This window comes from Rhodanobacter sp. UC4451_H18 (genome assembly GCF_052978225.1).
In genome coordinates, this window is the sequence record NZ_CM129663.1 from 3,090,950 (window position 1) to 3,105,918 (window position 14,969).

Annotated in this window: 13 protein-coding genes; 3 read left to right on the forward strand and 10 right to left on the reverse strand. The window is 67.7% G+C overall.

Translation table 11 applies throughout. The annotated features are described in order from the left end of the window. Positions 1-192 precede the first annotated feature (192 nt). On the forward strand, positions 193-1,107 hold the full coding sequence (gene lpxC / locus ACVCMG_RS13830) for a UDP-3-O-acyl-N-acetylglucosamine deacetylase (protein WP_395120094.1): 915 nt from the start codon (positions 193-195) through the stop codon (positions 1,105-1,107). A 216-nt stretch (positions 1,108-1,323) separates the two neighbouring features. On the opposite strand, the gene ACVCMG_RS13835 is transcribed toward lpxC, so the two are convergent. Continuing rightward, the gene (locus ACVCMG_RS13835) at positions 1,324-1,806 is read right to left on the reverse strand and encodes a DUF721 domain-containing protein (protein WP_395120093.1); all 483 of its coding nucleotides are present in this window, start codon (positions 1,804-1,806) and stop codon (positions 1,324-1,326) included. Between the two features lie 27 nt (positions 1,807-1,833). On the opposite strand from ACVCMG_RS13835, the gene ACVCMG_RS13840 reads away from it, so the two are divergent. Together ACVCMG_RS13840 and secA are read left to right on the forward strand one after the other, a co-directional pair. Then, positions 1,834-2,763, forward strand: coding sequence for a peptidoglycan DD-metalloendopeptidase family protein (locus ACVCMG_RS13840; RefSeq protein WP_447114382.1), 930 nt, complete (start codon positions 1,834-1,836; stop codon positions 2,761-2,763). A 182-nt stretch (positions 2,764-2,945) separates the two neighbouring features. Then, positions 2,946-5,678 (forward strand): preprotein translocase subunit SecA, encoded by a 2,733-nt coding sequence (gene secA / locus ACVCMG_RS13845; RefSeq protein ID WP_395120091.1) that lies wholly within the window; start codon positions 2,946-2,948, stop codon positions 5,676-5,678. Between the two features lie 109 nt (positions 5,679-5,787). On the opposite strand, the gene ACVCMG_RS13850 is transcribed toward secA, so the two are convergent. The 9 genes from ACVCMG_RS13850 to ACVCMG_RS13890 form a co-directional block, all read right to left on the reverse strand. Beyond that, the gene (locus ACVCMG_RS13850; protein WP_395120090.1) at positions 5,788-6,639 is read right to left on the reverse strand and encodes a symmetrical bis(5'-nucleosyl)-tetraphosphatase; all 852 of its coding nucleotides are present in this window, start codon (positions 6,637-6,639) and stop codon (positions 5,788-5,790) included. Positions 6,640-6,654: 15 nt separating this feature from the next. Further along, on the reverse strand, positions 6,655-7,038 hold the full coding sequence (gene apaG, locus ACVCMG_RS13855) for a Co2+/Mg2+ efflux protein ApaG (protein WP_395120089.1): 384 nt from the start codon (positions 7,036-7,038) through the stop codon (positions 6,655-6,657). Positions 7,039-7,091: 53 nt separating this feature from the next. After that, entirely contained in the window at positions 7,092-7,883 is a 792-nt protein-coding gene (gene rsmA, locus ACVCMG_RS13860) for a 16S rRNA (adenine(1518)-N(6)/adenine(1519)-N(6))-dimethyltransferase RsmA (RefSeq protein WP_447114383.1), read from the reverse strand. A gap of 88 nt (positions 7,884-7,971) precedes the next feature. Continuing rightward, complete coding sequence (pdxA, locus tag ACVCMG_RS13865) at positions 7,972-8,970, reverse strand: 4-hydroxythreonine-4-phosphate dehydrogenase PdxA (protein ID WP_447099748.1); 999 nt, start codon at positions 8,968-8,970, stop codon at positions 7,972-7,974. A gap of 5 nt (positions 8,971-8,975) precedes the next feature. Then, positions 8,976-10,325, reverse strand: coding sequence for a peptidylprolyl isomerase (locus ACVCMG_RS13870; RefSeq protein ID WP_447114384.1), 1,350 nt, complete (start codon positions 10,323-10,325; stop codon positions 8,976-8,978). Between the two features lie 33 nt (positions 10,326-10,358). Next, positions 10,359-12,761 (reverse strand): LPS-assembly protein LptD, encoded by a 2,403-nt coding sequence (locus ACVCMG_RS13875; protein WP_447114385.1) that lies wholly within the window; start codon positions 12,759-12,761, stop codon positions 10,359-10,361. Positions 12,762-12,858: 97 nt separating this feature from the next. After that, entirely contained in the window at positions 12,859-13,779 is a 921-nt protein-coding gene (locus ACVCMG_RS13880; protein WP_395120084.1) for a histone deacetylase family protein, read from the reverse strand. Between the two features lie 8 nt (positions 13,780-13,787). Then, positions 13,788-14,360 carry a cob(I)yrinic acid a,c-diamide adenosyltransferase gene (locus tag ACVCMG_RS13885; protein ID WP_395120083.1) on the reverse strand — a complete coding sequence of 191 codons (573 nt, stop codon included), beginning with the start codon at positions 14,358-14,360 and terminating at the stop codon, positions 13,788-13,790. Position 14,361: 1 nt separating this feature from the next. After that, complete coding sequence (locus ACVCMG_RS13890) at positions 14,362-14,961, reverse strand: hypothetical protein (RefSeq protein WP_447114386.1); 600 nt, start codon at positions 14,959-14,961, stop codon at positions 14,362-14,364. Between the last annotated feature and the right edge of the window lie 8 nt (positions 14,962-14,969).

Consider the following 14,969-nt stretch of genomic DNA (forward strand, 5'->3'; position numbering starts at 1 on the left):
TTCCCGTCCCAGGCCCGGGCTTCGCTCCTTATCTTTCGGCGCTGGCGGGCGCCAAATGTGCGCCAGTTCCCAAGGATGAAAGAAAGATGAAGGCTTAACCAGACTGTACGGTGCGGTTTGCTTTTATCCCAGGTTAAAACTGTGTTAGCATCCGCTCCTGATTGGCTGCTGCCTCCACGGGTCCCAACAATAATGATCAAGCAGCGTACGCTTAAAAACATCATCCGGGCGACCGGTGTCGGCTTGCACACGGGCGACAAGGTCTACATGACCTTGCGTCCCGCCGCGCCGAACACGGGCATCGTTTTCCGTCGGACGGATCTCGATCCGCCGGTGGACATCCGCGCACGCCAGGACAACGTCGGCGACACACGCCTTTCCACCACGCTCATGAATGGTGAAGTGCGCGTGGCCACCGTCGAACACCTGTTGTCGGCGATGGCCGGGCTCGGCATCGACAACGCCTACGTCGACCTGTCGGCGCCGGAAGTGCCGATCATGGATGGCAGTGCGGGACCGTTCGTGTTCCTGCTGCAGTCCGCCGGCATCGAGGAGCAGCCGGTGGCCAAGCGCTTCATCCGCATCAAGAAGCCGATCAAGGTGCAGGAAGGCGACAAGTGGGCCAGCTTCGAGCCGTTCGAAGGCTTCAAGGTGGGCTTCTCGATCGACTTCAACCACCCGATCATCTCCAAGCGCACCTCGCGCGCCGAGATCGACTTCTCCACCACCTCCTTCGTCAAGGAAGTCAGCCGCGCGCGCACCTTCGGTTTCATGCGTGACATCGAGATGCTGCGCGAGCACAACCTGGCGCTGGGCGGCTCGATGGACAACGCCGTGGTGCTCGACGACTACCGCGTGCTCAACGAGGACGGCCTGCGTTACGAGGACGAGTTCGTCAAGCACAAGATCCTGGACGCCATCGGCGACCTGTACCTGCTCGGCCACAGCCTGATCGGCGCCTATCACGCGCACAAGTCGGGCCACGAGTTGAACAACAAGCTGCTGCGCGCCCTGATCGCCGATGCCTCGGCGTGGGAAGAGGTCAGCTACCACGAGGATCCGGCGGTGTCGCCGATCTCCTACGCCCACCCGGCCCAGGCGATCTGACACCCGAAACCACGCCGGCCTGTTCCGGCACTGCCCACCCGAATGGCCGGATCGCAAGATCCGGCCATTTTTGTTGACCGCGACACACTCGCCGCGCGGGTTGGGTCACAGCCCCGCGAGGGCTGGACTTTTCATTAACTCTTCACGTGGTATAAACGCTGCTCGCGCGGGTCAGCCCGCGGGGGCAAGACGCGGCGCGTCTCGCAGGAACGCCTTTCAGTACGAGGGGTTCTCGGGGGAATCAGCGGTTTCGGCGAAGGACGCCAGCTGAAGGAACAGATCCCGCCATTCGGGGTCTGTGGACGAGGCAGCGGCAGCCCTGAGGTGGGCGGCCGCGGCTGGCGAAAGCGGTTTTGACTGCTCCGGCACGGTAACGGCCGGTGGTTGGGGAGCCACTTTCACGGTGACTGAACTGGCGCAGGCGCCGACGGCGCTTGCGGAGGCAAGGATCTGTGCCTGCATCAAGCGCAGGCGTGACGCCCAGGCCGGTGAAGACGCCAGGAAGACGAGGCGGTTGTTGCGCAGATTGGCGAATCTGACCTGTTCGCGCAGCGGCGATGGCAACGTCTGGCGCAGTGCGCGGTCCAGCGCTTCCAGCGCGTCGGCCTTTCGGGCCAGCGACGCGAAGGAGCCGCAATCGGCAAGGGATTTCGGTCCGTTGTCGCGGCGACGGGAAGTGGCGGGTTCCGCGCGGTGCATGGTGCCGACATTCGATTTTGGAAAGACATGCAGATCATACTCGTCTCACGTGCCCGCAAGCTGCCTAAAACCCTGGATCTGGCCAGCCGGCGGGTGCGCTGGAAGCTGTTCTCGATGTTGTCGCTGGGCGTGTTGGGCTGCCTGGTCCTGGGCGGCGCGCTGACCCTCGCCATCGCCAGCCCGCGCGACCGCGCGCTGAGCCAGATCCACGACCTGCAGCAGCAGATCCGCCGGCAGAACGCCGAACTCGGCGGCGTGCGCGCGGATGCGCAGCGCAGCCTGGATGCCCTGGCGCTCAAGCTGGGCCAGCTGCAGGCGCAGTCGACCCGCCTGAACGCGCTCGGTGAGCGCCTGGTGCAAGTGGGCAAGCTCGACAGCGGCGAGTTCAACTTCGACCAGCCGCCCGCCGTCGGTGGTGTCGAGGACACCAGCAGCACCGGTTACGCCATGCCGCCCTCGCTGGAGGCCGGCATCGACCGCCTCACCGGCCAGTTCAACGTCCAGCAGGCGCAGTTGTCGGCGCTGCAGAGCCTGTTGCTCGATGCCCGCATCGAGTCGAACCTGAAGCCCACCGGCATGCCCGTGCACGGCTACATCTCATCCTATTTCGGCGTGCGTCCGGACCCGTTCGACGGCCAGTCGGCGCGGCACACCGGCATCGACATCGCCACGCCGTTCGGCACGCCGGTGCATGCCGTGGCCGAAGGCATGGTGACCTTCGCCGGCGTGCGTCGCGGCTACGGCAACGTGGTCGAGATCGACCACGGCAACGGCTACATGACCCGCTACGCCCACAACAGCAAGCTGGACGTGCATCCCGGCCAGCATGTGCAGGTCGGCGACGTGATCGCGCAGGCCGGCTCCACCGGCCGCTCCACCGGCTCGCACGTGCATTTCGAGGTCTGGTACCACGATCGCGTGGTCAACCCGCTGGCGTTCGTGCGCAGCCACCGCTAGGGATGCCCTGATCCCTTGAATCCGGTCCTGGCAGCCGCCAGTTCCTGACGGTTCGCCGGCGTTCCCGCGCGGCGCGGGCACCTCCATCCCGCCAGAGCGGGTGAGCCGTACCGGGCATGTAGTAACATGCCCGATTGGCTCGCGCGTGCAGCGGGCGTCTTGTTCCCCCAACCGGAAAATCGATGTTCAATCGTGCCCTGACGAGTCTGTTTGGCAGCCGCAACGAGCGTGTGCTGCGTCAGCTTTCACGTACGGTCCATCGCATCAATGCGCTGGAACCGGAGATGGAGAAACTGGACGATGCCGCGTTGCGCGGCAAGACTGCCGAGTTCAAGCAGCGTTACGCCGCCGGCGAATCACTGGACAAGCTGCTGCCGGAAGCCTTCGCGGTGGCCCGCGAGGCCTCGCGCCGCACCCTGGGCATGCGTCCGTACGACGTGCAGTTGATCGGTGGCATGGTGCTGCACCAGGGCAAGATCGCCGAGATGCGCACTGGCGAAGGCAAGACCCTGGTGGCGACGCTGCCGGTATACCTCAACGCGATCGCGGGCAAAGGCGTGCACGTGGTCACCGTCAACGACTACCTGGCGCGGCGCGACTCGGCGCAGATGAGCAAGCTGTACAACTTCCTCGACCTGACCGTCGACGTGGTGTACCCGGGCATGGACCACGCCGACAAGCACGCGGCGTATGCGGCCGACATCACTTACGGCACCAACAACGAGTTCGGCTTCGACTACCTGCGCGACAACATGGCGCTCAGCAAGGAGCAGCGCTACCAGCGCGGCCTGCATTACGCCATCGTCGACGAGGTCGACTCGATCCTGATCGACGAGGCGCGCACGCCCCTGATCATCTCCGGCCCGGCGGAGGATTCCCCGCAGTTGTACATCGCCGTCAACAAGATCGTGCCGCGGATGATCCGCCAGGCCGAGGAAGACAGCGAGGGCGACTACTGGGTCGACGAGAAGCAGAAGCAGGTGCATCTGTCCGAGGCCGGCATGCAGCACGCGGACGAGCTGCTGCGCGAGGCCGGCGTGATCGACCAGGACAGCGGCCTGTACGACTCCAAGAATCTCGCGGTGGTTCATCATCTCAATGCCGCCCTGCGCGCCAACGGCATCTACCAGCGCGACGTCGACTACATCGTGCGCGATGGCGAAGTGATCATCGTCGACGAGTTCACCGGCCGTACCCTGGCCGGCCGGCGCTGGTCCGACGGCCTGCACCAGGCGGTCGAGGCGAAGGAGGGCGTGCCGATCCAGCGCGAGAACCAGACGCTGGCCACGGTGACGTTCCAGAACCTGTTCCGCATGTACAAGAAGCTGGCCGGCATGACCGGCACGGCCGATACCGAGGCGTTCGAGTTCCAGAGCATCTACGGCCTGGAGGTGGTGGTGATCCCCACCCACAAGCCGATGATCCGCAAGGACAACCCGGACATGATCTTCCTGTCGCAGACACCGAAGTACAACTCGGTGATCGAGGACATCAAGGACTGCCACAAGCGCGGCCAGCCGGTGCTGGTCGGCACCACCTCGATCGAGGTGTCCGAGCTGCTGTCCGGGTTGCTGAAGAAGGCGGGCGTGGCGCACGAGGTGCTCAACGCCAAGCATCACGAGCGCGAGGCGCACATCGTGGCGCAGGCCGGCGCGCCCGGCCAGGTCACCATCGCCACCAACATGGCCGGCCGCGGTACCGACATCGTGCTCGGCGGCAGTCTCGAGGCCGCGCTGGCCGAACTGCCCGAAGGCGCCAGCGAGGTGGACCGCGCGCGCGTCAAGGCCGAGTGGAAGAAGCGGCACGAGCAGGTGCTGGCCGCCGGCGGCCTGCACATCATCGGCACCGAGCGGCACGAATCGCGGCGCATCGACAACCAGCTGCGCGGTCGTTCCGGCCGCCAGGGCGACCCGGGCTCCTCGCGCTTCTACCTGTCGCTGGAGGACAACCTGCTGCGCATCTTCGGCGGCGAAGGCCTGGTGCGCTGGATGAAGCGCTTCGGCATGAAGGACGACGACGCGCTGGAAGATCGCATGATCAGCCGGCAGATCGAGAAGGCCCAGCGCAAGGTCGAGCAGCACAACTTCGACATCCGCAAGCACCTGCTGGAGTTCGACGACGTCGCCAACGACCAGCGCAAGGTGATCTACACCCAGCGTGACGAATTGCTGGAGGGCGAGGAGGTCGCGGCCACCGTCGCCGACATCCGCGAGGATGTGGTGCAGACCCTGGTGCAGGCCTACGTGCCGCCGCAGACCATCGACGAGCAGTGGGATATCGCCGGCCTGGATCGCGAGCTGGAGAGCCAGTTCAACCTGTCGCTCGACCTCAAGCACTGGGTCGAGCAGCAGAGCGAGATCGACGCCGAGATGATCCGCAAGCACGTGGACGAGGCGGTCGCCGAGCTGTTCCACGGCAAGGAGGCGCAGATCGGGGCCGAGACCATGCGCCAGCTCGAAAAGCACGTGATGCTGACCGTGGTCGACAACGCCTGGAAGGACCATCTTTCCAGCATGGATTACCTGCGCCAGGGCATCTCGCTGGTGGGCTACGCGCAGCAGGACCCGAAGCAGGCGTTCAAGCGCGAGGCGTTCAAGCTGTTCTCCGACATGCTGGCGCGGATCAAGTCCGAGGTGGTGCAGATGCTTGCGCGCATCCGCATCCGCAGCGAGGAGGAAGTCGCCGCGATGGAGGCCGAGCAGCAGCGCATGGCCGAGCGCCTGCAGAAGCAGATGCTCGCCACCGGCGGCGGCGCGCCGCCCGATGCGTTCGGCAATGCCGGCGCGGCCCCGGAAGACGGTGCCCACCTGGCCGCGCAACCGGTGCAGCATGCCGGCCCCAAGGTCGGCCGCAACGAGCCATGCCCCTGCGGCTCCGGCAAGAAGTACAAGCATTGTCACGGACAGCTGAGCTGAGACAAAAGCAGGAGTGAGTGGAGAGGAGTGAGGAGTGAGAGAAAGCTGTCCGGCCCGCTCTCACTCCTCACTCCTCTCCACTCACTCCTCGCCTTTCAGTCCTCGCCTTTCAGTCCTCGCCGCCTGGCGGCCGCTTGCGATGCGGCTCGGCGTTGACGGTGATGTAGTGCGTCCCCTCGCCGTCCAGTTGCAGTGCGGTGAGCTTGCCGCCCCAGACGCAGCCGGTGTCGATCGCGTGCACGCCCAGTCCGTCGAATCGGCCCAGCGCCGACCAGTGGCCGCAGACGATACGCACATCGCGTCGACGCATGCCGGGCACGGCAAACCACGGGTACAGGCCGGGCTTCTGCGTGCCGGGGATGCCCTTGGCGTCGAAGTCGATGCGCCCGTTGACGTCGCAGTAGCGCATGCGCGTCATGGTGTTGATGGTGGCGCGGTAACGGTCCTGGCCCTGCAGCCGGCTCGACCACTGCGCGGGACGATTGCCGAACAGGTTGCGCAGCAGGCGCGAGTGGCGCGGACTGGACAGCTCGCGCTCGACCTCCTGGGCGGCACGCAACGCCTGGCGCAGCGTCCACACCGGTGCGAGGCCGGCATGCACCATCGCCCAGTCGAGCTGTTCGTCGTGGTGCATCAGCTTCTGCGAGCGCAGCCATTCGAACAGCACCGGCGCATCGTCGGCAAACAGCACCTCGCGCAGTTCGGGGTTCACCCGCGCCTGCGCCTCCGGCTTGCGCTGCGCGATCGCCAGCAGGCTGAGGTCGTGGTTGCCCAGCGTGACAATGCACGAGTCGCGCAGGTCGTGGATCAGTCGCAGTGTTTCCAGCGACTGCCCGCCGCGGTTGACCAGGTCGCCGCAGAACCACAGCTGGTCACGTGCGGGGTCGAAGCGCAGTTTCTCCAGCAGGCGTTGCAATTCGGGATAGCAGCCCTGCACGTCGCCGATGGCGTACGTAGCCATGTCAGTCCCGGGCCATCAGTGCAGCGTACGCGGGATGGACAGGGTGAAGGTCGGGATCGGCGCCTCGAACTCGGTGCCGTCGTCGGCGAGCATCTGGTAGCTGCCGCCCATGATGCCCACCGGCGTCTCCAGCACCGCGCCGGAGGTGTATTCGAAATCCTCGCCGGGGCGCATCCACGGCTGTTCGCCGACCACGCCGTCGCCGCTCACTTCCTCGACCTTGCCGTTCGCGTCGGTGATCTGCCAGCGCCGTGCGAGCAGGCGCGCGGGCAGCTGGCCGGCGTTGCGCAGGGTGATGGTGTAGGCGAAAACGTAACGGTTGTCCCCGGGCCTGGACTGGTCGGGAACGAAACGGGTTTGCACCTGCACGTCGATCGTGTAGGGGGATTGTTCGGTCATGCCCGGATTGTAAGGCCTGCGCTCGCCAATGGGGCGGCGCGTGCGCGACGGCTTCACTGCGCCGGCGGAACGACCTTGGCCAGACGCACGAAATCCGCCGGCGACAGCGTTTCGGCGCGTGCGCGCGGGTCCACGTCGGCGCGGCGGATCGCGTCGCTGTCCATCACCTGCTTGAGTGCGTTGGACAGCGTCTTGCGCCGTTGCGCGAACGCCGCCTTCACCACGGCGTAGAGTTGCGCCGGGTCGGCGTCGTGCCGTTCTTCCGGCGGCAGCGGCTGCAGTCGCACTACGGCAGAGTCGATCTTCGGCGGCGGCCGGAACGACTCCGGCGGCACGTCGAACAGCGGTTCCACCCGGCACGCCAGCTGCAGCATTACCGACAACCGGCCGTATACCTTGCTGCCCGGTGCGGCAGCCATCCGGTCGACGACTTCCTTCTGCAGCATGAAATGCATGTCCTCGATCGCCGCCGCGTGCTCGACGCAGTGGAACAGGATCGGGCTGGAGATGTAATAGGGCAGGTTGCCGGCCAGCCGCAACCGCGGCACGCCGTGACTGTGCGCCATCGCGGTGAAGTCGACCTTCAGCACGTCGGCGTGCACGACGTGCAGCGCACCGACCGTGGCGGCGCGCGCACGCAGGGCGGGGATCAGGTCCGTGTCCAGCTCGATCGCCGTGAGCTTGCCTGCCGCGCCCAGCAGGGGCAGCGTCAGGGCGCCTTCGCCCGGGCCGATCTCGACCAGGAAATCGTCGTCGCGCGGTGCGATCGCCGCGACGATGCGCTCGATGCATTGGCGGTCGTGCAGGAAGTGCTGGCCGAAGCTTTTCTTGGGGCGTGCGGTCATGGGGCAGAGCGAGCAGTGAGAAATGAGGAGTGAGGAGTGAGTGTGTGGAAGGTCGGGGAGATGAGTGCGCGAGCGGCTCTCTCGCTCCTCACTCCTCTCCACTCACTCCTCGCCTTCGCGCCACCAGCGTCATGGCGAGGTTGGCTGCGGCGATCAGGCTGGACGGATCGGCGCGGCCGGTGCCGGCCAGATCCAGCGCGGTGCCGTGGTCCACCGACGTGCGGATGAAGGGCAGGCCCAGGGTGACGTTCACGGTGCGATCGAACGCTTCGCTCTTCAGCACCGGCAAGGCCTGGTCGTGGTACATCGCCAGCACCGCGTCGTAATGCGTGCGTTGCGCCGGCACGAAGGCGGTGTCGGCGGGCAGCGGGCCGAGCAGCTGCATGCCCTCGCCGCGCAAGACGTCCAGCACGGGGATCAGCGTATCGATTTCTTCCCGGCCCAGGTGGCCGCCCTCGCCGGCATGCGGATTGAGTCCGAGCACGGCGATGCGTGGCTGGTCGATGCCGAACTTGCCGCGCAGTTCGGCGTCCACGATGCGCAGCACGCGGGTCAGCAATGCGGGCGTGATCGCCGCCGGTACGGCCGACAGCGGCAGGTGGGTGGTGGCCAGCGCCACGCGCAGCTGCGGGCTGGCCAGCATCATCACCACCTCGGCGCCCGCGCGTTCGGCGAAGAATTCGGTGTGTCCGCGGAAGGCGATGCCGGCATCGTTGATCGAGGACTTCTGCAGTGGCGCGGTGACCACCGCGGCATAACGGCCGGCCATGCAGCCGTCGGCGGCCTCGGCCAGGGTGGCCAGCACGTGGCTCGCGTTGCGCGGGTCGGGGTGGCCGGGCACTTCCCTTGTCGCCAGCGGCACGTGCCGCACGCGCAGCGCGCCGGCGGCGCGGGAGTCTGCCGGTGCGCCGTCGTCGTCGATCAATTCGAGGTGCATGCCGCAGCGTGTCGCCGCGCGCTCGAGCAGGTGGCGGTCGGTGATCGCGACGAGGCTTGCCGCCAGCGACGTGCCGGCCAGCCGCACCAGCAGTTCCGCACCGACGCCGGCCGGCTCGCCCGCGGTGACGGCCAGCCGGGTGAGCGCCATCGCGCTCAGCTGGCCTGGGGTGCGGCGCCGTCGGCGGGCGCCTGCTCGGGCTCGCGCAGGGACGGCACGAGGATTTCGATGTAGGCGTTGGAACGCAGGTCGCGCAGGTAGTCGTCGTAGACCTGCTCGGCCTTGCGGTTGCCGATGGCCTGGCGCGCCTGGTTGCGCTCGATCTCCACGGTCTGGTCGCTCTGGCGCGTACCCAGGCGCTCCAGCAGATGCCAGCCGGCTTCACTCTGGAATGGCTCGGATACCTGGCCGTCCTTCAGCGAGGCCAGCTTGGCGGCGATCGTCGCGCCCCACGCCGAGGGCTGGAACCAGCCCATGTCGCCGCCGATGTTGGCGGTGGTGTCGTCCTTGGAGAACTCCTTCGCCAGCGCGGCGAAGTCCTCGTGCTTGTCGACGATGCGGTGGTACAGGTCCTGCGCCTTCTGCTGTGCCTGGGCGGAGCTCAGCAGCTCGCTCGGCTTGATCAGGATCTGCCGCGCGTGGTACTCGGTGACGATCTTGCGGTCGCCCTTGCGCTGGTCGACGAGCTTGAGGATGTGGAAGCCGGTAGGGCCGCGCAGGATCTGGCTGACCTGGCCCGGCTTCATCGTGACGACCGTGTCGGCGAACGCCGGCGGAATCTCGTCCATGCGCCGCCAGCCGAGGTCGCCGCCTTCCAGTGCATCGGAAGCGTCGGAGTAGCGGATCGCGGCGGCGCCGAAATCCATGCCGCCCTGGACGGCGGCGGCGGCCTGCTCGGCCTTGGCCTGGCTGGCCTGGATCGCCGCGGCGTCCGCGCCACCGGGGATGCTCACCTGGATGTGCGCCAGGTGCACTTCGCCGGCCTTGTAGGTGGGGCTGTCGAGCAGGTTGTCGATCTCGCTGTCGGTCACCGAGACCGAGCTTTGCACCACGTTCTGGTGCAGCCGCTGCACGGTGATCTGGTCGCTCAGTTCCTTGCGGAATGCGGCGAAGCTGCCGCCCTGCTGCTCGACCGCCGCGCGCAACTGCTCGGGGGTGAGCCGGTTCTGCTGCGCCACGCCCTGGACCGCGCGGTCGACGTCGGCGCTGGACACCGAGATGCCTTGTTCCCGCGCGCGCTGCACCTGCAGGCGCATCAGGATCAGCCGGTTCAGCACCTGCCGCGTCACCACGTCCATCGGCGGCAGTTGCCCGCGGCCGGCGTACTGCTGCTGGATCGTGCGCACCGCGTCGTCCAGCTCGCTCTGCAGGATGACGTCGTCGTTGACCACCGCGACGATGCGATCGAGCGACTGGTTCGCCGGTGCGGCCGACTGCAGCAACTGCGCATGGGCAGGCACGGCGATCGCCAGGGCGAGCAGGAGGGATGCAAGGAATTGCTTCATCGAGAAAAAAGCCTGGATCGCCGAGGCGGTGGATTATTGATAGCCGAGAATATCACGGCGCAGCAGCGGTTCGATCTGGCCGCCGGTCGAGCCCAGCCCCTTGAATACGATTTCGAACATGATCGCGTTGTCGCGCCGATTGAGGTTGCTTCCGGAAGGTGGCGACGTGGTGCCGTAGTAGGACTGGTTGACGTAATTGCGGTCGACCAGCCGCAGGGTGACGCAACAGCTGTCGTACTCCACGCCAAGCATCGCGTCGACGGTGCCGCTGGGGAGCTTGTAGGTGGTGTCGATCGCCGGGGCAAACGCCCAGGCGCCGAACAACCGCCACCTGTCCGACAGCGGATAGACCGCCGAGGCGCTGTATTGTTCCAGCCGGCCGCGCCGATAGTGGTAGGCGAGGTTGACGATGCCCGCATCGCCGAGGCGCCGCTGCAGACCGAACGTGGCCGCCTCCACGGCGCGGCTGTTCGGGCTCCACTGCCAGGAACTGTTCACCCGCCAGCGGTCGTTCAATTGCAGGTCGAGCTGGGCCACGTAGGCCGAGCCGGTCCAGTCGGTGCCCAGCACGCGTTGCCGGCTGAGGTAGCGGATCTGGCCGATGCTGGCCGAGAGCCGCTCGACGCCATCGTCGTCCAGCAGGCGCGTGGTCAGCGCCGCGGTGACGTTGTTCGCGTCCATCTGGCGGTCGGCGCCGGAGAACTGGTTGGTCGAGAACAGTTGCCAGTAGTCGAACGACATCAGGTTGGTGTCGAACAGCGGCAGGTTGTCCTGGTCGCGGTACGGCACGTAGAGGTAGTACAGGCGCGGTTCCAGCGTCTGCGTGTAGTGCGTGCCGAACAGCGAGGTGCTGCGGTCGAACATCAATCCCGAGTCGAGGCTGACGATCGGCAGCGAGCGGGTCGGCGACTGCTCGGTGAACGGCGACACTGCCGTGCCGCTGAGCCGCCCGAATCGCCCGTAGTCCTGGTAGCCGTCGCTGAGCTGGTAGGCGGTGTAGCGCCAGGCCAGGCGCGGCCGCACGAACCACGCGGCACTGCCGAAATCGGCCGCGAGGTAGGGGTAGAGGTCCTCGCGCTGTCCCTCGACGTAGCCGGGCTTGCGGAACATCACCGCGCTGGTGTCCACGCCGGCCTGCAGCCAGCGCGACAGCGGCACTTCCGCGCTGAACAGCGCATACGGCAGCTGCCGGTAAGGCAGCGCGGAGTCGGTCGCGAACGGGTTGGTGTTCTGGTAGGTGGTGGCGCCGAAGGAGGCGTCCCACCACTTGCCGCCGCCGCTGATCGCCGCACCGGAGCGCAGGCTGTACACCGGGCTGTGCGACATCGCATTGCCGTAGTCGTACAGGTAGCTGGCGTCGGATACGTGGTTGTACGTCCCGTTGAAGCGCCAGCCGTCCCACAGGGCGGTGCGGTCGGAGAAGGACACCAGGTGGCGCGACTTGCCGGTGGTGTCGGCCAGGCCGTCGCTCTTGCCGCGGTCCTCGGGCACGTACTCCACGTTGAGCTGCCCGCTGCTGCCGGGCACCAGGTAGCGGAACTCGCCCGCCAGCAGCGGGCCGCGGCGGCTGTAGTAGCGCGGGTCCAGCGTGGCGTCGTAGTTCGGCGCCAGGTTGAGGTAGTAGGGCGTGCTGAGCTGGAAACCCGCGCGGCTGGTGTTGCCCAGCGTGGGGTAGAGGAAGCCGCTCTTGCGCCGGTCGTCGGTGGGGAAAGTGAAGTACGGCAGGTACAGGAACGGCACCTTGCCGATGCGCATGGTGGCATCGCGCGCCACGCCCACGCCGCTGGCCTTGTCGATGCTGATCGACTTGGCGCGGAACTCCCACACGTGGTGGCCGACATCGCAGGTGGAATACGTGGCCATGGAATAGCGGGTGCGCTCGGCATCCAGCATGTGTCCCTGGCGCGCCACGCCATTGCCGCGCGATTCCAGCATCTGGTAGCGCACGTCGTCGGCCACACCGCGGCTGGCATTGGTGTTGCCGCGCAGGTGCGAGGCGGCAAGCAGTTGCCCGGCCTCCTGGTAACGCACGTTGCCGCGCGCATCGTAGTCGGTGGTCGAGTCGTTGTAGTCGAGCGTATCGGCCTGCAGCTGCTGGTCGGCGCGCTGCAGCAGCACGTCGCCGGAGAGGTGGTAGACCGACTGGTCGGAGCTGTCCACCTGCTGCGCGGTGACGTGCGCCGGTGCGGTCGCGCGCTGGCTGCTGTCCCGGCTCAGCGTCGGGTCGTAGAACTCCAGCAGCGCGTTGGGCCGGCACATCGCGTAGTTGAGTGGGCGCGGTGCGCAGTGGAACGAGCCCAGCGGGCAACTCTGGTCGGCCGGGTCCGGCGCCTTGCGTGCCGCCGGGGCGGCGGAGGCGGCGGGAAGCTGGCCGCCGAAGAGCGCCAGCGCGGCGGCGACTGCCAGCAGGCGACGTGGAGGAAACGTTGATGTCACGATGGAACCTGCCGACCTCGAAGGCTGGTCAAGTTAGCAGAAACGCCCCCTCCGATGCGTCCGCGCGTTCAGCGCGGGCTTGGCTGCGGGCGCCGATTCACTCCATCAGGGCCTGCACGTGGGCGGCGGCGCTGGCGGCCAGGGCGGCGAGGTCGTAGCCGCCTTCGAGGGTGGAGACGATGCGCCCCTCGGCATGGCGGCGGGCCAGCGCGACCAGCCGCTCGGTGAGCCAGGCGTAGTCTTCCTCGCTCAGCCGGATGTCGGCCAGGGGGTCGTTGGCGTGGGCGTCGAAGCCGGCCGAGATCAGCAGCAATTGCGGCCGGAACGCGTGCAGGCGCGGCAGCAGCACGGCATCCCACAGTTCGCGGAATTCATGCGAGCCGGCGCCGGGCGACAACACGCCGTTGACGATGTTGCCGCAGCCGCGCTCGTCCTCGTGGCCGCTGTCCGGGTACAGCGGCGACTGGTGGCTGGAGGCGAACAGCACGCGCGGCTCGCGTTCGAAGATGTCCTGCGTGCCGTTGCCGTGGTGCACGTCGAAATCGGCGATGGCGACCCGCTTGAGCCCGTGCGCGGCCAGCGCGTGGGCGGCGCCCACCGCGACGTTGTCGAACAGGCAGAAGCCCATCGCCCGCTCGCGCGTGGCGTGGTGGCCGGGCGGGCGCACCGCGCAGAAAGCGCGTTGCGCGCTGCCGCCGAGCACCGCATCGACCGCCGCCACCACGGCGCCCGCGGCGTGCAGGGCCGCCTCGGTCGAGCCGGGGCCCATCACGGTGTCCTGGTCCAGCGCCAGCATTTCGCCCGCCGGCGCGCCGAGCAGGACTTCGCCGATGTGTCCCGCGTCGTGCACGCGCAGCAGCTGTTCGCGGGTGGCCGGCGGTGCCTCGACACGGTCGAGCGCGGCGTAGCGGTCGTGATCCAGCGCCTGCAATACCGCATGCAGTCGCGCCGGCCGTTCCACGTGGCCCGGCCCCGGATCGTGCCGCAGGCAGGCGGAATGGGTGTACAGCCGCAGCATGCGGCAGCTCAGGCGGAGGGCTTGGGCTTGGGGCGGCGCTCGTGTTGCCACAGCACTTCGCCGTGGCCGCTGGCGCGCGCCAGCACCCGCGAGATCACGAACAGCAGGTCCGACAGCCGGTTGAGGTAGCGCTGCGGCTGGGTGCGGATATCCTCCACCCGCGCCAGCGCGATCACCTCGCGCTCGGCGCGGCGGCACACGGTGCGCGCCAGGTGGCCGCAGGCCGCGGCCATGCCGCCACCGGGCAGGATGAACTCCTTCAGCGGCGGCAGCGGCTCGTTGAGCCGGTCGAGGATGTGCTCGAGCCGTTCGATGTCGCTGTCGTTGACCATCGCCATGCCGGGGATGCACAGCTCGCCGCCGAGGTCGAACAGGTCATGCTGCACCTGGGTCAGTACCTCGCGCACCTCGTCGGTGACGCCATCGGCGGCCAGCAGCATGCCGATCGTGCTGTTGAGCTCGTCGACCGTGCCGTAGGCGTTGACCCGCGGCGAATCCTTGCCGACGCGCGAGCCGTCGCCGAGGCCAGTCGACCCATCGTCGCCGGTGCGCGTGTAGATCCGCGAGAGGCGGTTGCCCACGTCAGTGCCTGGCGTGGCTGCTGCGCGGCGCGGCGTGCGTCAGCTGGGTTGCCAGCGCATGCAGCAGCGCACCCAGCCCCGCGTAGACGGCGGTGCCGGTGAGGAACGGCAGGTACCAGTCGCCAAGGTTGCCGAACCACGCACCGAGGCTGCGCGGCGCGGGAACGCTGGCGCTGAGCCAGTAGAAGCTGCCGTTGGAGATCAGGTAGCAGACGCCCTCGGCCACCAGCAGCGTGCCGGCCGCGAGGCCCAGCGTACGCAGGTTCAGGCCCTGCTGGTGTTTCGCCAGCCAGCTGCCACCCAGCCACAGCGCGCCGTAGGACGGCAGCAGGAACCAGTAGGCCGGGGACACGCAGTAATGGCTCCAGAAGTCGATGCCCTGGCCGCTGATCACGAGGTAATCCACCAGCACGGCTTCCGCCATCAGCAGCGGGAAGGCCCAGCGGCCCTGGCCGCGCAACCAGAAGCCGGCGAGGAAAAACACGCCCCACGAAGCGTCCCACAACGCATGATGCAGCAGCGAGGGGTGGAAGCGGGTGACGCCCATCACCAGGGCCAGGCCCAGGAAGATGACCAGGCGTCGGGTCGTTGAGGTTGCCATGGGAACTC